The 20141-nt window shown below is 66.8% G+C and carries 21 protein-coding genes; 14 read left to right on the forward strand and 7 right to left on the reverse strand.

Annotated elements, in window-relative coordinates:
* Positions 1-29: 29 nt before the first annotated feature.
* On the reverse strand, positions 30-488 hold the full coding sequence (locus BMX57_RS12555; protein ID WP_092367419.1) for a hypothetical protein: 459 nt from the start codon (positions 486-488) through the stop codon (positions 30-32).
* 306 nt (positions 489-794) lie between these two features.
* On the opposite strand from BMX57_RS12555, the gene BMX57_RS12560 reads away from it, so the two are divergent.
* The gene (locus BMX57_RS12560) at positions 795-1400 is read left to right on the forward strand and encodes a thymidine kinase (RefSeq protein WP_092367422.1); all 606 of its coding nucleotides are present in this window, start codon (positions 795-797) and stop codon (positions 1398-1400) included.
* 55 nt (positions 1401-1455) lie between these two features.
* Complete coding sequence (locus BMX57_RS12565; protein ID WP_092367425.1) at positions 1456-1707, forward strand: hypothetical protein; 252 nt, start codon at positions 1456-1458, stop codon at positions 1705-1707.
* A 10-nt stretch (positions 1708-1717) separates the two neighbouring features.
* Here BMX57_RS12565 and BMX57_RS12570 read toward each other — a convergent pair whose 3' ends face one another.
* The 5 genes from BMX57_RS12570 to BMX57_RS12590 all read right to left on the reverse strand — a co-directional run bounded on the left by BMX57_RS12570 (position 1718) and on the right by BMX57_RS12590 (position 4926).
* Positions 1718-2644, reverse strand: coding sequence for a 2-hydroxyacid dehydrogenase (locus BMX57_RS12570; protein WP_092367999.1), 927 nt, complete (start codon positions 2642-2644; stop codon positions 1718-1720).
* Between the two features lie 23 nt (positions 2645-2667).
* The gene (locus tag BMX57_RS12575; protein ID WP_092367428.1) at positions 2668-3006 is read right to left on the reverse strand and encodes a tRNA-binding protein; all 339 of its coding nucleotides are present in this window, start codon (positions 3004-3006) and stop codon (positions 2668-2670) included.
* Positions 2999-3814, reverse strand: coding sequence for a pyrroline-5-carboxylate reductase (gene proC / locus BMX57_RS12580; protein ID WP_092367431.1), 816 nt, complete (start codon positions 3812-3814; stop codon positions 2999-3001). Before proC ends, BMX57_RS12575 begins: the two co-directional genes overlap by 8 nt.
* 39 nt (positions 3815-3853) lie before the next feature.
* Entirely contained in the window at positions 3854-4354 is a 501-nt protein-coding gene (locus tag BMX57_RS12585) for a type III secretion system chaperone family protein (RefSeq protein ID WP_092367434.1), read from the reverse strand.
* A gap of 314 nt (positions 4355-4668) precedes the next feature.
* Positions 4669-4926 carry an accessory factor UbiK family protein gene (locus BMX57_RS12590; protein WP_092367437.1) on the reverse strand — a complete coding sequence of 86 codons (258 nt, stop codon included), beginning with the start codon at positions 4924-4926 and terminating at the stop codon, positions 4669-4671.
* A gap of 117 nt (positions 4927-5043) precedes the next feature.
* Here BMX57_RS12590 and lgt point away from each other — a divergent pair, with 117 nt between their 5' ends.
* From lgt to BMX57_RS12610, 4 genes are all read left to right on the forward strand, one after another.
* The gene (lgt, locus tag BMX57_RS12595; RefSeq protein ID WP_092367440.1) at positions 5044-5922 is read left to right on the forward strand and encodes a prolipoprotein diacylglyceryl transferase; all 879 of its coding nucleotides are present in this window, start codon (positions 5044-5046) and stop codon (positions 5920-5922) included.
* Positions 5919-6986: a class I SAM-dependent methyltransferase gene (locus tag BMX57_RS12600; protein ID WP_092367443.1), complete on the forward strand. Its 1068-nt coding sequence runs from the start codon at positions 5919-5921 to the stop codon at positions 6984-6986. Before lgt ends, BMX57_RS12600 begins: the two co-directional genes overlap by 4 nt.
* A complete protein-coding gene (pgeF, locus tag BMX57_RS12605) occupies positions 6983-7738 on the forward strand; it encodes a peptidoglycan editing factor PgeF (RefSeq protein WP_092367446.1) in 756 nt (251 codons plus the stop codon). Before BMX57_RS12600 ends, pgeF begins: the two co-directional genes overlap by 4 nt.
* 711 nt (positions 7739-8449) lie before the next feature.
* Positions 8450-9229, forward strand: coding sequence for a Hint domain-containing protein (locus BMX57_RS12610; protein ID WP_092367449.1), 780 nt, complete (start codon positions 8450-8452; stop codon positions 9227-9229).
* 102 nt (positions 9230-9331) lie between these two features.
* Here the strand turns inward: BMX57_RS12610 and BMX57_RS12615 are convergent, their stop codons facing one another.
* Complete coding sequence (locus tag BMX57_RS12615; protein ID WP_092367452.1) at positions 9332-9832, reverse strand: Lrp/AsnC family transcriptional regulator; 501 nt, start codon at positions 9830-9832, stop codon at positions 9332-9334.
* A gap of 227 nt (positions 9833-10059) precedes the next feature.
* Here BMX57_RS12615 and trxB point away from each other — a divergent pair, with 227 nt between their 5' ends.
* The 8 genes from trxB to pstB all read left to right on the forward strand — a co-directional run bounded on the left by trxB (position 10060) and on the right by pstB (position 20134).
* Positions 10060-11064, forward strand: a complete 1005-nt coding sequence (gene trxB, locus BMX57_RS12620; protein WP_092367455.1) for a thioredoxin-disulfide reductase — start codon at positions 10060-10062, stop codon at positions 11062-11064.
* Positions 11061-11501, forward strand: coding sequence for an RES family NAD+ phosphorylase (locus BMX57_RS12625; protein ID WP_092367458.1), 441 nt, complete (start codon positions 11061-11063; stop codon positions 11499-11501). The genes trxB and BMX57_RS12625 overlap by 4 nt, the downstream gene beginning before the upstream one ends.
* Positions 11502-11592: 91 nt before the next feature.
* The gene (locus BMX57_RS12630; protein ID WP_092367461.1) at positions 11593-13287 is read left to right on the forward strand and encodes an adenylate/guanylate cyclase domain-containing protein; all 1695 of its coding nucleotides are present in this window, start codon (positions 11593-11595) and stop codon (positions 13285-13287) included.
* Between the two features lie 172 nt (positions 13288-13459).
* Positions 13460-15178, forward strand: coding sequence for a bifunctional sulfate adenylyltransferase/adenylylsulfate kinase (locus BMX57_RS12635; RefSeq protein WP_092367463.1), 1719 nt, complete (start codon positions 13460-13462; stop codon positions 15176-15178).
* 213 nt (positions 15179-15391) lie between these two features.
* A complete protein-coding gene (locus tag BMX57_RS12640) occupies positions 15392-16432 on the forward strand; it encodes a substrate-binding domain-containing protein (protein WP_092367466.1) in 1041 nt (346 codons plus the stop codon).
* Between the two features lie 88 nt (positions 16433-16520).
* Complete coding sequence (pstC, locus tag BMX57_RS12645; RefSeq protein ID WP_092367468.1) at positions 16521-17993, forward strand: phosphate ABC transporter permease subunit PstC; 1473 nt, start codon at positions 16521-16523, stop codon at positions 17991-17993.
* Positions 17990-19318, forward strand: a complete 1329-nt coding sequence (pstA, locus tag BMX57_RS12650) for a phosphate ABC transporter permease PstA (protein WP_092367470.1) — start codon at positions 17990-17992, stop codon at positions 19316-19318. The genes pstC and pstA overlap by 4 nt, the downstream gene beginning before the upstream one ends.
* A 21-nt stretch (positions 19319-19339) precedes the next feature.
* Positions 19340-20134: a phosphate ABC transporter ATP-binding protein PstB gene (gene pstB, locus BMX57_RS12655; protein WP_092367472.1), complete on the forward strand. Its 795-nt coding sequence runs from the start codon at positions 19340-19342 to the stop codon at positions 20132-20134.
* Positions 20135-20141 lie beyond the last annotated feature (7 nt).

A 20141-nucleotide genomic window follows, 5' to 3' on the forward strand; every position in this document is an offset into this window, starting at 1 on the left:
GCAGGCGCACAATTCAGCTGCGCCGCGGTTCAGGCGCTTTCTTCCTCCAGGTGCAGCTTCATGTCGATCAGCACCTGCTGCAGCGCAACGGTCTCGCGCAGCAGCCGCTTGGCCTCGGTCACGGTGATAATGCCGTCCTCGATCGCGGTCTGGTATTCCGCCATCAGCATGGCAAAGCGCTGGCTCAGCGCGATCACGTCGGAATTGACCCCGCCCGGGCGCTCCTTGCCGCTGTTGCGCCCGCTATAGGACAGGGTGACATTGTTCAGCTCGGCCAGCGCCGAAGTGACATGCGGATAGGCCGAGGCCGCCTCCAGCCGCGCCACCGCATCCACCGGCATGAACCGGTCCGAATGCTCGGCGTGATCGGAATAATAGCGTCCCAGCGTGGCCTTGGACTTGCCGGTCAGGTCGCAGGCCGCCTCGATCCCCACATCCTTGACCAGCGTCTCGGTGTGCTTCTTCAGATACGTGCCGATATCCGCCATCGTCACCCCTTCCACTGACCCTCGGGCCCCGCCCAGTGGGAAAGGGCAGGCTTTATTCCCATGCAACGCTTTTAGGACAAGTGGCAAGCTTTGACTATCCCCGAGCTGATCGGGGAGTGTGTGAGTGAGTGGCAGGAAACTGCCTTTTCAAGAGTGTTTCGAAGGGCGGTTCTGCCGCCCTTCGGGCCGGTTCGGGCCTGTGCCGAACCGCCGTCCGTGCCGCGTACACAGCAACTGGCATGTGTACCGGCACGGTCGCGCGGCGGCGGTCTTGTCTGCGGCGCGGCAGCGGCATAGACCAGGCGCATGGCCAAGCTCTATTTCAACTACTCGACGATGAACGCGGGCAAGTCCACGGTGCTGTTGCAGGCCTCGCACAACTACCGCGAGCGCGGCATGGACACCTACCTGATGACCGCCGCCATCGACGGGCGCGCCGGTGCGGGCCGCATCGCCTCGCGCATCGGTATCGGCTGCGAGGCAGACACGTTCCGCACCGATGACGACGTGTTCGCCATGATCCGCGCTCGGCTTGAGCGCGGCGCGGTGGCCTGTGTCTTTGTCGACGAGGCGCAGTTCCTGTCCGAGGCCCAGGTCTGGCAGCTGGCTCGCGTGGTGGACGATTTGCACGTGCCGGTGCTGGCCTACGGGCTGCGGGTGGATTTCCGCGGCAAGCTGTTTCCCGGCTCGGCCACGCTGCTGGCGCTGGCCGACGAGATGCGCGAGGTGCGCACGATCTGCGCCTGCGGGCGCAAGGCGACGATGGTGATCCGGCAGGATGCCGAGGGCCGCCCGATCACCGAGGGGGCGCAGGTCCAGATCGGCGGCAACGAAACCTATGTCTCGCTGTGCCGGCGGCACTGGCGCGAAGCGGTGGGGGACATGGCGCCCGGCACGGCCACGGGAACCTGACCCGACCCTCCCGCGTTGGTTTTCTGTCCGATTTTCGACAGACCAGGAGGGTGCCATGTCCAATGTTCCAGAGATCGCAGGCCGCTTGCGTTTCCATGTCGCAATTCTTGCCGGCACATCCATCGCGGGCGCGCTGGTCATTCTTGCCTTCACGATGGGTTTCTACAACTGGATCGCCATCGCCATCAGCGTCGCCGCCGGGATAATCCTGGCCTGGCCGGTCGGCGTCTGGCTGACCCGCCGCATCAAGCAGGACGATCCCGCCTGGGACGCGGACCGCGACAAGGCGAAACCGCAGGTGCGCTGACCCGCCCGCATCAGACCGGGTTCGGCAAGTCCCGCCCGTCCGCCAGCGCGGCCACGTTGTCCAGCGCCATATGTCCCATCGCGCTGCGTACCTCCTCCGTGGCCGTTCCGAGATGCGGCAACAGGACGACATTTTCCATCGCCCGCAGGTCTGAGGGCACTTGCGGCTCGAACTCGTAGACATCCAGCCCCGCCGCGCCGATTGCGCCCTGCGCCAGCGCGTCGATCAACGCGGCCTCGTGGATCACTTCGCCCCGTGCAATATTGACCAGGACCGCGTGAGGCTGCATCGCCGCCAGGACATCGGCGTTGATCATATGGCGCGTCTCCGCCCCGCCGGGAACCGCCACAACCAGGAAATCCACCGCTTCTGCCAGGGCTTGGACGGAGTCCGCGCGCGTGGCCGGGAAATCCAGCGTCTTTTCGCTCCGCGCGATATATGAGACCTGCAGTCCGAACCCGAAATGGCAGCGCCGCGCGATGGCCTGGCCGATCCGCCCCATGCCGACGATGCCCAATCGCTTGCCGCTCACGTGGCAGCCCAGCATCTGGGTCGGATTCCAACCCTCCCATTGGCCGGAGCGCACCAGCCGCTCACCCTCGCCGGCGCGCCGCGCCGCCATCAGGATCAGCGTGAGCGCGATATCGGCTGTCGCATCCGTCACGGCCCCCGGCGTGTTGGTCACGGCGATCCCGGCGGCGCGGGCGGCCTCGGCGTCGATATGGTTGTAGCCGACCCCGAAATTCGCCAGCAGCCGGCAGCGTGGGCGCGGCACGGCAGCGAATATCTCGGCCGAGAACGCATCCCCAAGCGTCGGCATCACCGCGTCATAGTCTTGCAGCGCCGCGATCATCTCGTCCTGCGCCATCGGCGCGGTGCTGTCGCGGATATCGGCCGCGAAATCGGTCCGCGCGCGCTCGGTCACGGCCCGCGGCATCGGTCGGGTGATCAGCAGGCGGGTCAATGCATCCGCCCGCCGGGCGGCACCGGCCGGTCAGGCCCGACCAGGACGATCTCACCTGTCTCGTCGGGAAGCCCCAGCACCAGCACCTCGGACATGAACGGCCCGATCTGGCGCGGCGGAAAATTCACCACCGCCAGAACCTGCCGGCCGATCAGCACCTCGGGCGCGTAATGGGCGGTGATCTGGGCCGAGCTCTTGCGCTCCCCGATCTCGGGGCCGAAATCGATCCAGAGCTTGATTGCCGGCTTGCGCGCCTCGGGAAAGGGCTCGGCGCGGATGATCTCGCCCACGCGCACATCCACCTTGAGGAAGTCATCGAACCCGATCTCAGCCACGCGACAATTCCTTCGACCGCTCGGTTGCCGCCGCCACCGCGCGCGCCAGCAGCGCGGGGAAACCGGTCTTCTCGTCCATCAGCACCTCCAGCGCCGCCTGCGTCGTGCCGTTGGGCGAGGTCACGTTGACCCGCAACTCGCCCGGCGTCTCGTCGGCGGCCTCGGCCAGCGCACCGGCCCCGGCCACCGTCGCCCGCGCCAGGCGCATCGCAAGATCCTCCGGCAGCCCCTGGGCCGCGCCCGCCGCGGCCAGCGTCTCGATCAGGTGAAAGACATAGGCCGGGCCCGAGCCGCTGACCCCGGTGACGGCATCCATCTGCGACTCGTCCTGAAGGCGCACGGTCTGGCCCACCGCCGAAAGAAGCGCCTCGGCCCGGGCCAGGTCCGCCTCGCCGGTCGCCGCGTTGCCGATCAGGGCGGTGATGCCGCGGCCGATGGCGGCGGGCGTGTTGGGCATGGCGCGCACCACTGGCGTGCCCGCGCCCAGAAGCGACTCGTAGGTGGCGATCGAGGTGCCCGCGGCGACCGAGACGAACAGCGTGCCGCCGCCGCCCAGCGCGCTGTGCCCCGGCAGGGCCTCACCCATCATCTGCGGCTTGACGGCGACCAGGACGATGGCGGGTGTCTCGGGAAGATCGGCATTGAGGTTTACACCGGTCCCGCGCAACCAGTCCGACGGCGCGGGATCGACCACCCAGACCGACCGCGGCGGCAATCCGCCCTCAAGCCAGCCCGCCAGCATGGCCGAACCCATCTTGCCGCAGCCCAGCAGGACCAGCCCGCGATCCGCGATGTCTGAGAAATCCATGATGCGCCCCTCGCCGTTGCCTCGGTTCGGGGCCCAGTCTTATGCCCGGCCATAAGCCTCTGCAATGGCGACCTGCATCGCGTCATGCGGCGTACGCCCGCCCCAGGTCATCAGCTGGATTGCCGGATAATACCGCTCGGCGCTCAGCACGGCGGCATTGATCATCGTGTCGATCTGGTCGGGGCTGGCCACCTGGCCGCCGGCCAGGACCAGGCCATAGCGATAGACCATCAGCTTCTGTGCCGCCCAATAGGTGAACGAGCCCGCCCAGCACTGGTCGTTCATGGCGTTGAGCAATTCGTAGAGCTCGCCCACCTTTTCCTCGGGCGGCTCCATCTCGAAGGTGCAGATCAGGCGCAGGGTCTCGTCATAGCCCGACCAGGCCAGGGTGATCGAATAGGTGCGCCACTGCCCCTCGACGGCCATGGCGATCTGGTCGTCGCCGATCCGGTCGAAATCCCAGTCGTGGTGTTCGGCCAGGTGCTCGACGATGTCGATGGGATGAATGTCTTCTTCCAGATACTGCTCGGACAGGGCCATGATGCCACCTCACTGATCTCTAGCGGATTGGGCGCGGCAGCGCCCCCAGCGCTAGTTGCCTGCTCTACAGACCGGGTTTGTTGCCCTTGCCTGTACCAGATATGGTGATGCGGCGACTCCACGCTTGCAACCCCTAATTTTGGGGATATCTGCAATAAGTTGTGGACAGCCCGTCACATTGCCCAAAATATCGCGGGAAGGCTCAGGTTGAGCTTGCGAAAAATCCTCAACCCGCCAGAATGCAGCGCACCGCCGCCGGTTTGGCCCGGGGCGGTGCGTTTCACCCAGTGCAAATCGCGTGGCGCGTCGGCGCCTTATCCGGATTTTTTCTTCCCGCCGGCCTCGAGCGCGGCGATGCGGGCCGCCAGCGCCTCGTTCTCCTCGCGCGCCTTCTGCGCCATCGCGCGCACGGCGTCGAACTCCTCGCGGGTGACGAAATCGCGATCGGCCAGCCAGCGGTCGAGCATCGACTTCATCGCCGTCTCGGCCTCGTCCCGCGCCCCCTGAGCCACGCCCATCGCGTTGGTCATCAGCTGCGATATGTCGTCGAGGATCTTGTTTCGGGTCTGCATCTTCCGGTCTCCGTCACGCTGTCGCATCCTATATGGGCGACAAGCGCGCCGGTCTCAACCCATCGCGGGCCGGACCCGAGGTTGACTTGTCCCGGCGACTGGCGGCATTGAGCGCATATGCACGCAGCCATCCCCTTTCCCGACATTTCGCCCGACCTGTTCTCGATCACCCTGTTCGGGACCGAGTTCGCGCTGCGCTGGTATGCGCTGTCCTATATCGCCGGCATCCTGATCGCCTGGCGGCTGGGGGTGATGGCGCTGAACCGTGCGCGGCTGTGGGACGGCGACCCGCCGATGACGCCGCGCCAGCTGGAGGATCTGCTGACCTGGATCATTCTCGGCGTCATCCTGGGCGGGCGGCTGGGCTATGTCCTGGCCTATCAACCGGGATACTACCTGAGCCATCCCGCCGAGATCCTGATGATCTGGCAGGGCGGAATGGCCTTTCACGGCGGGCTGCTGGGCGTGGTCGCGGCCAGCTGGCTGTTCTCCCTGCGCAACGCCGTGCCCTTCGGCGGGCTGGCCGACCTGGTGGCCCATGCGGTGCCGCCCGGGTTGCTGCTCGGGCGACTGGCCAATTTCGTCAATGCCGAGCTGTGGGGCCGGCCCACCGATCTGCCCTGGGGCGTGATCTTTCCCGGCGCCGCGGCGCAGGATTGCCCCGGCGTCGAGGGGCCTTGCGCGCGCCACCCCTCGCAACTCTACGAGGCGGGCCTCGAAGGGCTGTTGCTGGGGATCGTGCTGCTGTGGCTGGTCTATCGCCGGGACGCGTTCAAGCCGCGCGGCCTGGTCACGGGCGTGTTTTTCGCGGGCTACGGCCTGGCCCGGTTCGCGGTCGAGTTCGTGCGCCAGCCCGATGCGCAATTCGTGACCGCCGGCAATCCGCTGGGGCTGGCCTGGCACGTTGGCGGCTGGGGTCTGACAATGGGACAGCTCCTGTCGCTGCCGATGATCGCGCTGGGGCTGTGGCTGATCCTGCGGGCGCGCCGGGCATGAGCCTGCGCGCCCGGCTGGCCGCGCGGATCCGGCAGGACGGACCGCTCACCGTGGCCGATTACATGACCGAGTGCCTGCTCGACCCCCAGCATGGCTATTATACCACCCGCGACCCGCTGGGCGCGGCCGGCGATTTCATCACCGCCCCCGAGATCAGCCAGATGTTCGGCGAGATGATCGGGCTGGCGTTGGCGCAGGCCTGGATGGACCAGGGGCAACCGGCACCGTTCACCCTGGCCGAACTGGGGCCTGGGCGCGGCACGCTGATGGCCGACCTGCTGCGCGCCACCCGCGCGGTGCCCGGGTTTCACAACGCTGCCCGGCTGGTGCTGCTGGAGGCCTCGCCCGCCTTGCGCGCCCGGCAGGCCGGGACGCTGGAAGGGCACGCACCGCGCTGGATAGACACGGCGGACGATCTGCCGGACGCACCACTCTACCTGGTGGCCAACGAGTTCTTCGACGCGCTGCCAATCCGCCAGTTCCTGCGCGATGGCGCGGGCTGGCGCGAGCGGCTGGTGGGGCTGGAGGGCGACCGGCTGGCCTGGGGCCTGGGGTCGGCAGCGCCGCAAGGGGCGCTGGAACACCGGCTGGAGGACACGCGCGAAGGCGACATGGTCGAGATCTGCGCGCCGGCTCTGACGGTGATCGACGCCGCGGCGCGTCGGATCGCTGCGCGTGGCGGGGCGGCGCTGGTGATCGACTATGGCGACTGGCACTCGCTGGGCGACACGTTCCAGGCGCTCGGCGGCCATGCCCGCACCGATCCACTGGCGGCGCCCGGGCAGGCGGACCTGACCGCGCATGTGGATTTCGAGGCGTTGGCCCAGGCGGCCGCCGCGGCCGGCTGCGCACACACGCGCCTGACGCCGCAGGGGGTGTTCCTGGAACGGCTGGGCATCACGGCACGCGCACAAGCGCTGGCCGATGGCGCGCGAGGTCCGGCACGCGACGACGTTGTCTCGACACATCGCCGGTTGACGCATCCGGATGAAATGGGAAACCTGTTCAAGGTGCTGGGCCTCTACCCCGCCACCGCAACCCCGCCGCCGGGACTTGAACCATGACGCTGGAAATCCTGACTTCCGAAAGCCTCGGCCCGGTTCGCCACGGGTTCTTCACCCGGCGCGGCGGCGCGTCCTCGGGCGTGTTCCAGGGGCTCAATTGCGGGCACGGCTCCAGCGACCAATCCGCGGCGGTCAGCCTGAACCGCCAACGGGTCGCCGACGCGATGGAGGTCGCGCCCGAGGCGCTGGTCGGCGTGCACCAGGTCCATTCCCGGTCTGTGGTCACGGTGCACGGCCCGCTGTCGGACAAGCCGCAGGCCGACGCGCTGGTCACGGCGGTGCCGGGGCTGGCGCTGTCGGTGCTGACCGCCGATTGCCAGCCGGTGCTGCTGGCCGATGCGCGCGCCGGCGTGATCGGCGCCGCCCATGCCGGATGGCGCGGGGCGCTGGACGGGGTGCTGGACGCCACGGTCGACGCGATGGAGGCGCTGGGCGCCGCCCGCGCCAACATCGCCGCCGCGATCGGCCCGTCGATTTCGCAGCGCGCCTATGAGGTGGGGCCGGAGTTCTTCGACGATTTCGTGCAGGAGGATCCCGACAACACCCGCTTCTTCGCCAATGGCGCCGACGACCGGATGCTATTCGACCTGCCCGGCTATGGGCTGCACCGGTTGCGTGCGGCCGGGGTCGGCCGGGCCGAGTGGATCCGGCATTGCACCTATTCCGATCCCGAGCGCTTCTATTCCTACCGGCGCAGCACCCATGCCGGTGCGGCGGATTACGGGCGGCTGATCTCGGTCATCCGGCTCTAGACGCACTCCGGACCGGAGGCGCAGATGGCCGAATTGTGGCCGGCGCCGTCATAAGTCTTAACGCGGTCGTTGCGGAGAATCCCGTTGCAAACAAGGGTCCGGGGACGCGCGTTGTCCGGGGCCGGCACCTGTCGCCGCCGCAGCGATGTCGGGTTTTGGTCTCGCATTTTCCTCAAACCAGCCCAAAGGCCGCCCCAAAACCCCGACATGATCGGGCGTAACGGAGATACAGCGCCCCATGTGCAAACCAGGGGGCCATCCGAAAGGCAGGAGACCGACCATGAAACCCCATCGCCGCTTCGTTGCCTCGATCCTGGCCACTGCGCGGGACGAATCCGTCGCGCTGCCCTGGATCCGGCGCGGGCGGCGCTGACGGCACGCGCCACCGAATCCGAGACGCGAATCCATGACCCGGACCCGTGGCGTTTCCGGCCCAAAATGGGCCAGAGCAGCAGCCGCGCACCCGGTCAGAAGAGGTGCCGCGAACCAGACCACAACCTGTGGATGCGGCTTCTTGCCGGAGACGAAACAGTGGACGGCACACGCCGGAATTGATGAGTGGAAAACACGAAAATTGAGGAAAATTTTGACAATCTGCTCAACCCACCGGCACACTCGGGACGGACTAGTTGGTAATGAAAAATTGTGCCTGTGTGACGTGTTGGTGGGGGCCCGCGTCGGCAGGCCAAGTTATAAAGAGGGCCTATTGACATGACGATCCCCCACTCGCTCGACCGAGCGGCGCGAAATGCTGTCGAAACCAGCCAGCTTCTCAACGATCCGGCCGCGCTGCGCGGGCCCAACCGGCCGCAACTGCGGCGCTACGAAGTGTCCTCCCTTCTCAATGGCAACGTCGTCCAGACCCGGCATATTGCGCCGGCCATGCCGCTGTTCGAGGACGCCTTCTGCGCCTTCTGCCGGGGATCTCTGGTGGAAACCGATATCGGCCCCGTCGCGATCGAGGACCTGCAACCGGGCGATCATGTCATCGACGAGAACGGCACACCGCAGCAGGTCGTCTGGAAGGGGTCCACCGTGCTGGTTCCGGGCCGCGCCGATGCCCGGGGACGCACGCATAACCTGGTCCGGATCATGGCCGACGCTTTCGGCATGCAGCGGCCGCTCTCGGGTGTTCTGGCCGGCCCCTCTGCCCGGCTGATGGCGACGCCCTGCCACATGCGCAAGCTGTCGGACGGCCAGCAGCTGCTGACACCGGTGCGCGAATTCGTCGACGGGCTGAACGTGATCGAGACCTCGCCGCCGACGCCGGTCGAGCTGTTCCATATCGGGCTGCGGCGGCATTCGGTGATCCGGGTCGACGGGCTTCAGTTCGAGACCTACCATCCCGGCGTCAACGCCCTGCGGGTGATGAGCCACGCGATGCGCTCGGTCTATCTCAACCTGTTCGCCCATGTCGAGAAGCTGACCGATTTCGGTCCGCAGGTCCTGCCCCGGGCTGGCGATGGCGAGATTGCGGCCGTCGGATTGTAGGGCGGCAAATCATGAAGATCCTGATCTGGTGGGCCTTGAGCGTTCTCATGGCCCTGATGCTGCCTGAAACGAACACGCGTATCGAGACCGCGCAGGTCGCGGTCAGGGGGTCCGGCCCAGCCGCTCCTCGAGCACGTCGAAAGGGACCCCTGGCTCGTCTTTTGCGCCGCGGATGACCAGCGATGTCTTCACGCTGGCGACATTGGGTGTGGTCAGCAACTGCTCGGTCAGAAAGCCCTGGAAGCTGCTGAGATCCGGTGCCACGCATTTGAGGATGAAATCCACCTCGCCGTTGAGCATGTGGCACTCGCGCACCAGCGGCCAGCCGCGGCATTTCTCCTCGAAGGCCTTCAATTCGGTCTCGGCCTGGCTTTCCAACCCGACCATGGCAAAGACCTGCACCTCGAAGCCCAGTTCGCGGGAATTGACCTCGGCATGGTAGCCGCGGATCAGCCCGGCCTCCTCGAGCGTGCGCACCCGGCGCAGGCAGGGCGGCGCCGAGATCCCGACGCGCTTGGCCAGTTCGACATTGGTCATCCGCCCATCGGCCTGCAGTTCGGCCAGGATCTTGCGGTCAATCGCATCGAGTCGTGAGGCGACCATGGAAAGCTCCCATCTTTTTTCCGGTTGTTATACCAGCCGATAGGCCTGCGCAATTATCTTTCACGTCTCGGCAACATTATAAGTCAGATCGGCGGAATCGTGTGCGGCGGCGCCAAGCGTGTTGGCCGCGGCAACGGGCATCTTGGGGGTTTAAGCCGGGCGGCGCGACCGCTATATCCCTCTTCCCAAGGCGGCACGCCCGTCGATCAGCCACCTGCGGAGTTGAAATGGCCGAGACACGTCACACCAAGGTTCTCATCATCGGATCCGGGCCCGCGGGGTATACCGCCGGCGTCTATGCCGCGCGCGCCATGCTGGAGCCGATCCTGGTGCAGGGCATCGAACCCGGCGGCCAGCTGACCACCACCACAGAGGTCGAGAACTGGCCCGGCGACACCGAGGTGCAGGGCCCGGACCTGATGGTGCGGATGGAGGCCCATGCCAAGGCGATGGGCTGCGAGGTGGTGGGCGACATCATCTCCGACCTGGACCTGTCGCAGCGCCCGTTCACCGCCAAGGGCGACAGCGGCGCGACCTATACCGCGAATGCAGTGATCCTGGCCACCGGCGCGCGGGCCAAGTGGCTCGGCCTGCCCAGCGAGGACAAGTTCAAGGGCTTCGGCGTCTCGGCCTGCGCCACCTGCGACGGGTTCTTCTATCGCGGGCAGGAGATCGTCGTGGTGGGCGGCGGTAACACCGCGGTGGAAGAGGCGCTGTTCCTGACCAATTTCGCCTCCAAAGTCACGCTGATCCACCGCCGCGACGAGCTGCGCGCCGAGAAGATCCTGCAGGACCGGCTGTTCAAGAACCCCAAGATCGAGACCCTGTGGTTCAACACGCTGGAGGAAGTCGTGGGCACCGACAACCCGTTGGGGGTCGAGGGCGTGCGGGTGAAGAACGTGAAGACCGGCAAGATCACCGAGATCGCCTGCAAGGGCGTGTTCATCGCCATCGGCCATGCCCCGGCGACCGAGCTGGTCAAGGACACGCTGGAAACCCATATGGGCGGCTATGTGAAGGTCGAGCCGGGCACCACGCGGACCAGCGTTCCGGGCGTGTTCGCCGCCGGCGACCTGACCGACCATGTCTATCGCCAGGCCGTGACCAGCGCCGGGATGGGCTGCATGGCCGCGCTGGATGCCGAAAAGTTCCTGGCCGAGCAGGACGACGGCGCCGAGCGCGATACTTCCCTGCCCCTGGGCTACGGCGCGCCGGTGAGCGAAGGCGCGTGATCGCCTTTGCCGGGACGGTCTGGCGCATGACCTTCGCGGGTCGCGACGCCACCACCCCGGTGACATCGCCCGAGGGACGGTTCCATCATTCCGGGCAATGGGCCGTTTATGCTTCGCTCAGCCCCGAAGGCACGGCGGTGGCGATCCGGCGCTACCTGCGCCCGGACGACCTGCCGCGGTTGATCTGCCCGCTTGTGGTCAAGGCCGACCGCGTGGCCGATCTGCGCGGGCGGGACGATATGTCGGTGATCTGGCAGGACAACCGCGCCACCGGCGCGGCGTCCCCGACCTGGGCGCAGTCCGATGCCGCCCGCGCCGCGGGCGCACAGGCGTTGCTCTACTCCTCGCGCTCGCGTCCCGACCTGTCGCACCTTGTGGCATTCGTGCCGGAGATCCTGACCGCCGATACCCAAAGGACCGCCCTGCCCTGGCCCTGACCCGCCAAGTGCAGGTCACACCGCACCCCGAAGCGCCTTGACCGCGCCGGGCCGCGCCCGCACTCTGAAGCGATCCGCGCAGGGAGGGGCCGTGGCGAACGTTCTTTGGCATGGCGACTGGATCGCCCGGACCCGGATCATCTCGGGGCTGATCCTGTTCACCCATGTGCTGTTTCACTTCCTCAACATCGGCACGGGCCTGATCTCGCCCGAGGCGATGGACACCTTCCAGGAGGCGAGGCAGGTCATCACCCGCAGCCTGGTCGGAAGCATCCTGCTTTATGGCGCGTTGCTGACCCATGCCGGGCTGGCCTTGTGGCGGGTGGCCGAGCGGCGGACGCTGAGGCTGCCGCCGGGCGAGGCCCTGCAAGTCGCGCTGGGCCTGCTGATCCCGCTGCTGCTGATCCCGCATCTGGTGCACACGCGCTATGCGCACGAGATCCACGAGGTCAATGACCGGATCAGCTATATCGTCATCCTGATCTGGGACAGCATCTCGGTCTGGAACCAGAGCCTGCTTTTGCTGATCGTCTGGATCCACGGGTGCATCGGCCTGCATTTCTGGCTGCGTCTGACCCGCTGGTGGCGGCGCGCCGTGCCCTGGCTGATCGGCGTGGCGGTCCTGGTGCCGGGCTTCGCCCTCGCCGGGCTGATTTCCGAGGGGCGCCGCATGTGGGACCTGTTCGGCGATCCCGAGATCCGGGCGGCCGCGCTGGACTATTTCAACTGGCCCACGCCGGACGCCTTCGCCGATCTGCAGCGGGTGACGCAGGCCGCGCTTGCGGTGTTCTGGGCGCTGCTGGCTATCGCGGTGCTGGGCTACCTGCTGCGCAAGCTGCTGGCGCGGCGGCGTTCGGTGCGGATCCGCTATGTGGACGGGCCCGAGGTGGTCTCGCAGAAGGGCATGACGCTTTTGGAGATGTCGCGCGCGAACGGGGTGCCGCATACCTCGCTCTGCGGCGGAAAGGGGCGCTGCACGACCTGCCGCGTCGTGGTCGAGGAGGGCGCCGACCTGCTGCACCCGCCGGACGAGGCCGAAGCCCGCAGCCTGGCGGCGGTCAAGGCGCCGCCCAACACGCGGCTGGCCTGCCAGATCCGGCCGACCGATCCGATGACCGTGTTCCGGGTGTTCCGCCCCGAGGGCCGCCGCCACCGCACCCATGCCAGTCAGGGGCAGGAGCGGCAACTGGCGATCCTGTTCCTGGACATGCGCGGGTTCACCGCCCGCACCACCGGGCAATTGCCCTATGACGTGGTGTTCCTGCTCAACCGGTTCTTCGACGCCATCGTGCCGGCGATCACCGGCGCGGGCGGGGCGGTCGACAAGTATCTTGGCGACGGGCTGCTGGCGGTGTTCGAGGCGCGCGACGCCGCCGCCTCGGCACGCGCGGCGCTGGCGGCGGCCGAGGCGGTGGGTCACGCGCTTGACCGGTTCAACCGGGTGTTGGGCGACGAGAACGACCAGCCGGTGCGAATCGGCATGAGCCTGCATCTGGGAAACCTTGTCCTGGGCGAGATCGGGGCGCGCGACCACGCGCCGCGCACGATCATCGGCGACACGGTCAACGCCGCCAGCCGGCTGGAGGGCGAGACCAAGGCCCTGGGCGTCGAACTGCTGGTCTCGAAGCCACTGCTGCGAGCCGCCGGGCATGAGCTGGATCCGTCCTGCTGGCGGATGTTCGATCTGCGCGGGGTGGCCGAGCCGCTGGCCGCGCTGGCGGTGGCCCGGGCCGCCGATCTGCCCGAACGCATCGCCGGGGCCACGCCGCAAAACGCCCCGGCGTGACCGCTGTTCACCACCGTGCACGAATCCGCCGACAGCGTTTCGCCCTGCGGTATTTCCGCCAAAAGCAGTCCTTTTTTCGCCGCGTCACCTAGACTTTGACCGAGTCAGGGGTCTATGCCGCCGCTGGACACCCATCCGGGCGCGACGCCGCCTTGAACAGAAGAGAATTCGGATGACAATGCTGAGCAACCTGGCTCCGATCCCGGAGCTGTATGTTTCCTACGAATCCGCGCAGAAGATGAAGGCCGAGGCCGGCGAGTTGACCAGCCTCGACCTGACCCCGCGCCAGATCTGCGACCTGGAACTGCTGATGAACGGCGGGTTCAACCCGCTCAAGGGGTTCCTGTCCGAGGCCGACTACGACGGTGTCGTCGAACAGATGCGCCTGGCAGACGGCACGCTCTGGCCGATGCCGATCACGTTGGACGTGTCCGAGAAGTTCGCCGAGGGGCTGGAACTGGGACAGGACATCGCGCTGCGCGACCAGGAGGGCGTGATCCTGGCCACCATGACCGTGACCGACCGCTGGACGCCGGACAAGGCGCGCGAGGCCGAGAAGGTCTTTGGCGCCGACGACCAGGCACACCCGGCGGTGAACTACCTGCACAACGTCGCCGGCAAGGTCTATCTGGGCGGGCCGGTCACCGGCATCCAGCAGCCGGTGCATTACGATTTCCGCGCCCGCCGCGACACGCCCAACGAGCTGCGCGCCTTCTTCCGCAAGGTGGGCTGGCGCCGGGTGGTGGCGTTCCAGACCCGCAACCCGCTGCACCGCGCGCATCAGGAGCTGACCTTTCGCGCCGCGCGGGAGGCACAGGCCAACCTGCTGATCCATCCCGTCGTCGGCATGACCAAGCCTGGCGATGTCGATCACTTCACCCGGGTGCGCTGCTACGAGGCGGTTCTGGACAAGTATCCGGCCGCCACCACGTCCATGTCGCTGCTGAACCTGGCGATGCGCATGGCCGGCCCGCGCGAGGCGGTCTGGCACGGGCTGATCCGCCGCAACCACGGCTGCACCCATTTCATCGTCGGCCGCGACCATGCCGGCCCCGGCAAGAACAGCGCCGGCGAGGATTTCTACGGGCCTTACGAGGCGCAGGATCTGTTCCGCAAGTACCAGGACGAGATCGGCATCGAGATGGTCGATTTCAAACACATGGTCTATGTCCAGGAGCGCGCGCAATACGAGCCCAATGACGAGATCGCTGACAAGGACAACGTCACCATCCTGAACATCAGCGGCACCGAGCTGCGCCGCCGCCTGCGCGAGGGGCTGGAGATCCCGGAGTGGTTCTCGTTCCCCGAAGTGGTCGAGCAGCTGCGCCATCGCTACCCGCCGCGGTCGCAACAGGGCTTCACCGTGTTCTTCACCGGCTTCTCGGGATCGGGCAAGTCCACCATCGCAAACGCCCTGATGGTCAAGCTGATGGAGATGGGCGACCGGCCGGTGACGCTCCTGGATGGCGACATCGTGCGCAAGAACCTCAGTTCCGAGTTGGGCTTCTCGAAGGAGCACCGCGACCTCAACATCCGCCGGATCGGCTATGTCGCCAGCGAGATCACCAAGAATGGCGGCATCGCCATCTGCGCGCCGATCGCCCCCTATGCCACCACGCGGCGCGCGGTGCGCGAGGACATCGAGGCCTTCGGCGCCTTCGTCGAGGTGCATGTCGCCACCAGCATCGAGGAATGCGAACGCCGCGACCGCAAGGGGCTCTACAAGCTGGCGCGCGAAGGCAAGATCAAGGAGTTTACCGGCATCTCGGACCCATATGATGTGCCGGAAGACCCCGAACTCAGGGTCGAGACGCAGAATGTCGAGGTCGACAACTGCGCCCACCAGGTGCTGTTGAAGCTCGAGAACATGGGGCTGATCGCCGGCCGCTGAGCCGCCGGGATCCCCGTGCCTGTGACGGCCCGCCCCGGTGGCGGGCCGTTTCGCGTTTCGCCGATCCGTCCCGCAGATTTACGCGCGGGCAAGCGCCGGTGACAGTGATTGTCATGAAACCGTTACGAAAGTTTTGCATAGGGGTCATGCAAAGCCCCTAGCAGGCAGCGAGGCCGGACTGCTACGGCCCTCGAACACGTTTCAGGAGTAGATATGACCTACGCAAAAATCACGACCTCGGCACTGGCCCTGATGGCGGTTTCGGCAACCGCCGCCGCCGCCCGCGACAACGTGCAAGTCGCCGGATCCTCGACCGTGCTGCCCTATGCCTCGATCGTCGCCGAACTGTTCGGCGAGAACACTGACTTCCCCACGCCCGTCGTCGAATCGGGCGGCTCGTCGGCCGGCCTGAAGCGGTTCTGCGAAGGTGTCGGCGAGAACACCATCGACGTGGCCAACGCATCGCGCGCGATCCGCGAAAAGGAGATCAAGGCCTGCGCCGAGAACGGCGTGACCGACATCATCGAGGTGCGCATCGGCTATGACGGCATCGTCTTCGCCAGCCAGCAATCTGGCCCGGACTTCACCGCATTCGAGCCGTCCGACATCTTCAACGCCATCGGCGCCACCGTCCTGAAGGACGGCGCGCTGGTCGAGAACCCGCACAACAACTGGGCCGAGTTCAACGCCGACCTGCCCGACGCGGAAATCGCCATGTTCATCCCCGGCACCAAGCACGGCACTCGCGAGGTGTTCGAGGACAAGGTGCTGCTCAAGGGCTGCGAGGACACCGGCGCCATGAAGGCGATGATGGATGGCGGCATGTCCGAGGACGATGCCGAGGATGCCTGTCTCGACGTGCGCCAGGACGGCAAGTCGGTCGACATCGACGGCGACTATACCGAGACCCTGGCCCGCATCGACGCCAACACCAACGGCATCGGCGTGTTCGGCCTGGCGTTCTACGAGAACAACACCGACAAGCTGAAGGTCGCCACGATGGGCGGCATCGCACCGTCGACCGAGACCATCGCCTCGGGTGAATACCCGGTGTCGCGTCCGCTGTTCTTCTACGTCAAGAAGGCGCATATCGGCGTGATCCCGGGCCTCAAGGAATACACCCAGTTCTTCGTCGCGGACGAGATCGCCGGCCCCGGCGGCCCGCTGGCCAACTATGGCCTGGTGGCCGACCCGGAACTGGCCGAGACCCAGGCCGCCATCGAGGCGGAAGAGATCATGGGCGGCGGTTCCTGACCGAACCCGATCTTCTGAGGGAGGCGGCGACTTCCGCCGCCTCCTTGCCTTTTTCGGTTTCCCACTCAAGTTACGCGGGGGCGCGCATATGCCATTGTTCTGGCTCATCCTGGCCGTGCTCGGTCTGGCGTCGGTCGGCTATGTCCTGGGTCGGCGGCGGGCGCTGCAATCCGCCGGCGGCGACAGCCGCAAGCTGCATTCGCTGCCGTCCTACTACGGCTTCAACGCGGCATTGAAATCCGCGGTGCCGGCGCTGTTGCTGCTGGTGGTCTGGCTGCTGGCGCAGCCGCTGATCGTCAACAACACGGTGTCGGAGCTGATCCCGGACAGCGCGGTGCCCGAAAGCTCGAGCCGCGGGCTGATCATGGCCGAGGTGCGCCGCGCCGCCGAGGGTCTGGAGAACGCGGTTGCCGCCGGGCTGATGACCGAGGAGTTCGCGGGCAACGCGGGCGCGGATGTCGAAGAGATCTCCCAGCGCCTGAAGGATGCCGGGCAGATCGTGACCTCGGAGATCACCCAGCCTGTCATGCGCGCTGCACAGCACTACAGGGCCATGAACACGACCGGCGGCCGGATGATGTCGGTCGCGGTTCTGCTGCTGGCGCTTGTGGGATGCCTGTGGGGGCTGCGCGAGGTCGCGCCGGCGTTCCGTGCCCGCAACGTTGTGGAGAACGGCATCCGCGCGCTGCTGATCGCCGCGGCCTCCATCGCCATTCTCACCACGATCGGCATCCTACTTTCGCTGGTGTTCAACACCATCGAGTTCTTCCGCCTCTACCCGGCCTGGGACTTCTTCACCGGGCTCAACTGGGCGCCCAGCTTCTCAGGGCGCGGCGGCAGCTCTGACCTGGGCGTCATCCCGCTTCTCTGGGGCACCTTCTACATCTCGATCGTGGCGTTGGCGGTGGCGGTGCCCATCGGGCTCTTCTCGGCGATCTACCTGTCGGAATACGCGTCGAAGCCGGTGCGCGCCGTCGCCAAGCCGATGCTCGAGGTCCTGGCCGGGATCCCCACGATCGTCTACGGCCTCTTCGCGCTGCTGACAGTCGGGCCGCTGTTGATGAAGGTGTTCGGCAGTGACGGGCTGGGCTGGATGCAGGCGGGCACCGCGGTGATGACCGCAGGCCTCGTCATGGGCATCATGCTGATCCCCTTCGTCAGCTCGCTGAGCGACGACATCATCAACGCGGTGCCGCAAACGCTGCGCGACGGCTCCTACGGGCTGGGCGCGACCCGGTCCGAAACGATCCGGCAGGTGGTGTTGCCCGCCGCCCTGCCCGGTATCGTCGGCGCCATCCTGCTGGCCGCCAGCCGCGCCATCGGCGAGACCATGATCGTGGTGCTGGGCGCAGGTGCCGCCGCGCGGCTGTCGCTCAATCCGTTCGAGGCGATGACCACGGTCACCGCCAAGATAGTCAGCCAGCTGACCGGCGACGCCGACTTCGCCAGCCCCGAGGCGCTGGTGGCCTTTGCCCTGGGCATGACGCTGTTCGTCATCACGCTGGGGCTGAACATCCTGGCGCTTTATATCGTGCGCAAATACCGGGAGCAGTACGAATGACCGATGCCACGCTGAACGGCGACGGCGGCCGGCCCAACGGCTCGCTGACCACGCAGGACGACCGCACCAAGGCACGCAACCGCGCCGAGACCCGGTTCAAGGCCTATGGGCTTGCCGCGATCCTGGTCGGGATCTTCTTTCTGGTGGTGCTCGCGGTGTCGATCATCCGGTCCGGCTCGCCCGCGTTCACCCGCACGGTCGTGGACGTGGAATTCACCCTGTCGCAATCCGAGTTCGAGGCCGCCGAAGAGGAATTGTTCAAGACCAAGGCCTATCAGTCCCTGTTCATCTCGACGCTCAAGGGCCAGCTGGACGAGCGCGGCGTCGAGGTCGCTTTCGACGAGGCCGCTATCGAGCGGCTGCTGGGCAAAGTGGGCGGCACGATCCGCGAGTTCTACACCGCCAACCCGGACAAGCTGGGCGAGCCGGTGCAGTTCGAACTGCCCGCCTCGTCCCGGGTCGACGGCTATTTCAACGGTCGTGTCACGCGCGAGTCGATCCAGGACAGCCGGTTCCTGATGAAGGCCGACCTGGACCTGGTGGATGTGCTGCACGACGCCGGGATCATGAAGTCGAGCTTCAACTGGACCTTCATCACCGGCGCCGATGCAGGCGTGGACAACCCCGGCGGGGCCGGCATCGGCGCGTCGGTCGTGGGGTCGTTCTTCATGATGCTGGTGGTGCTGGTCCTGTCGCTGCCGATCGGGGTGGCCGCGTCCATCTATCTTGAGGAATTCGCCCCCCAGAACCGCTTCACCGACCTGATCGAGGTCAACATCTCGAACCTGGCCGCGGTGCCGTCCATCGTGTTCGGTATCCTGGGCCTGGCCGTCTTCATCCAGTTCATGCACCTGCCGCAATCGGCGCCGCTGGTGGGCGGTCTGGTCCTGACGCTGATGACGTTGCCCACGATCATCATTTCGACCCGCGCCTCGCTCAAGGCGGTGCCGCCGTCGATCCGCGATGCGGCGCTGGGCGTGGGCGCGTCGCGGATGCAGGCGGTGTTCCACCACGTGCTGCCGCTGGCCATGCCCGGCATCCTGACCGGCACCATCATCGGCCTGGCGCAGGCTTTGGGCGAGACCGCGCCGCTTTTGCTGATCGGCATGGTGGGCTTTGTCGCCCGCGGCTATCCCGAGGGCATCGCCGCCGGGTTCACCGACCCGAACTCGGCCATGCCGGCACAGATCTACACCTGGGCGGCGCGCGCGGATGCCGGCTTCTACGAGAAGGCCTGGGGCGGGATCATCATCCTGCTGGCCTTCCTGCTGACGATGAACATCATCGCGATCATCCTGCGCCGCAGGTTCGAGCGCCGCTGGTAAGGCCCCGGAGGACCAGATAGCATGTATGACACGACCTCGGAGAAAGACGTGGACCAGAAAACGATCAAGTTCTCGGCCCGCAAGGTGCAGGTCTTCTATGGCGACACCCACGCGATCAAGGACGTGGATGTCGATATCGAGGACAAGACCGTGACCGCCTTCATCGGGCCGTCGGGCTGTGGCAAGTCCACGTTCCTGCGCTGCCTGAACCGGATGAACGACACGATCGACATCTGCCGGATCGAGGGCGACATCCGCCTTGATGGCGAGGACATATACGACCGCCGGGTCGACCCGGTGCAGCTGCGCGCCAAGGTCGGCATGGTGTTCCAGAAGCCGAATCCGTTCCCCAAGTCGATCTATGACAACGTGGCCTATGGCCCGCGCATCCACGGGCTGGCCCGCAGCAAGGCCGACCTGGACCAGATCGTCGAGCGGGCGCTGCGCCGGGGCGCGCTCTGGGACGAGGTCAAGGACCGGCTGCACGCGCCCGGCACCGGCCTTTCGGGCGGCCAGCAGCAGCGGCTGTGCATCGCCCGCGCGGTTGCCACCGAGCCCGAGGTCCTGTTGATGGACGAGCCGTGCTCGGCGCTGGACCCGATCGCCACGGCGCAGGTCGAGGAACTGATCGCCGAGCTGCGGCGCGACTACTCCGTGGTGATCGTCACCCACTCGATGCAGCAAGCGGCGCGGGTCAGCCAGAAGACCGCGTTCTTTCACCTGGGCAACCTCGTCGAGTTCGGCGAGACCGGCAACATCTTCACCAACCCCGAAGACAAGCGCACCGAAAGCTACATCACCGGGCGCATTGGCTGATTGGAGC

The organism is Cribrihabitans marinus, assembly GCF_900109035.1.
Classification (GTDB): Bacteria; Pseudomonadota; Alphaproteobacteria; order Rhodobacterales; family Rhodobacteraceae; genus Cribrihabitans; species Cribrihabitans marinus.

What these genes read in the sequence shown, in the direction of transcription:
- BMX57_RS12555 (WP_092367419.1), bottom strand. Translation starts at nt 488, where the DNA reads ATGGCGGATATCGGCACGTATCTGAAGAAGCACACCGAGACGCTGGTC.
- BMX57_RS12560 (WP_092367422.1), top strand. Translation starts at nt 795, where the DNA reads ATGGCCAAGCTCTATTTCAACTACTCGACGATGAACGCGGGCAAGTCC.
- BMX57_RS12565 (WP_092367425.1), top strand. Translation starts at nt 1,456, where the DNA reads ATGTCCAATGTTCCAGAGATCGCAGGCCGCTTGCGTTTCCATGTCGCA.
- BMX57_RS12570 (WP_092367999.1), bottom strand. Translation starts at nt 2,644, where the DNA reads ATGCCGCGGGCCGTGACCGAGCGCGCGCGGACCGATTTCGCGGCCGAT.
- proC (WP_092367431.1), bottom strand. Translation starts at nt 3,814, where the DNA reads ATGGATTTCTCAGACATCGCGGATCGCGGGCTGGTCCTGCTGGGCTGC.
- BMX57_RS12585 (WP_092367434.1), bottom strand. Translation starts at nt 4,354, where the DNA reads ATGGCCCTGTCCGAGCAGTATCTGGAAGAAGACATTCATCCCATCGAC.
- BMX57_RS12590 (WP_092367437.1), bottom strand. Translation starts at nt 4,926, where the DNA reads ATGCAGACCCGAAACAAGATCCTCGACGACATATCGCAGCTGATGACC.
- lgt (WP_092367440.1), top strand. Translation starts at nt 5,044, where the DNA reads ATGCACGCAGCCATCCCCTTTCCCGACATTTCGCCCGACCTGTTCTCG.
- BMX57_RS12600 (WP_092367443.1), top strand. Translation starts at nt 5,919, where the DNA reads ATGAGCCTGCGCGCCCGGCTGGCCGCGCGGATCCGGCAGGACGGACCG.
- pgeF (WP_092367446.1), top strand. Translation starts at nt 6,983, where the DNA reads ATGACGCTGGAAATCCTGACTTCCGAAAGCCTCGGCCCGGTTCGCCAC.
- BMX57_RS12610 (WP_092367449.1), top strand. Translation starts at nt 8,450, where the DNA reads ATGACGATCCCCCACTCGCTCGACCGAGCGGCGCGAAATGCTGTCGAA.
- BMX57_RS12615 (WP_092367452.1), bottom strand. Translation starts at nt 9,832, where the DNA reads ATGGTCGCCTCACGACTCGATGCGATTGACCGCAAGATCCTGGCCGAA.
- trxB (WP_092367455.1), top strand. Translation starts at nt 10,060, where the DNA reads ATGGCCGAGACACGTCACACCAAGGTTCTCATCATCGGATCCGGGCCC.
- BMX57_RS12635 (WP_092367463.1), top strand. Translation starts at nt 13,460, where the DNA reads ATGACAATGCTGAGCAACCTGGCTCCGATCCCGGAGCTGTATGTTTCC.
- BMX57_RS12640 (WP_092367466.1), top strand. Translation starts at nt 15,392, where the DNA reads ATGACCTACGCAAAAATCACGACCTCGGCACTGGCCCTGATGGCGGTT.
- pstC (WP_092367468.1), top strand. Translation starts at nt 16,521, where the DNA reads ATGCCATTGTTCTGGCTCATCCTGGCCGTGCTCGGTCTGGCGTCGGTC.
- pstA (WP_092367470.1), top strand. Translation starts at nt 17,990, where the DNA reads ATGACCGATGCCACGCTGAACGGCGACGGCGGCCGGCCCAACGGCTCG.
- pstB (WP_092367472.1), top strand. Translation starts at nt 19,340, where the DNA reads ATGTATGACACGACCTCGGAGAAAGACGTGGACCAGAAAACGATCAAG.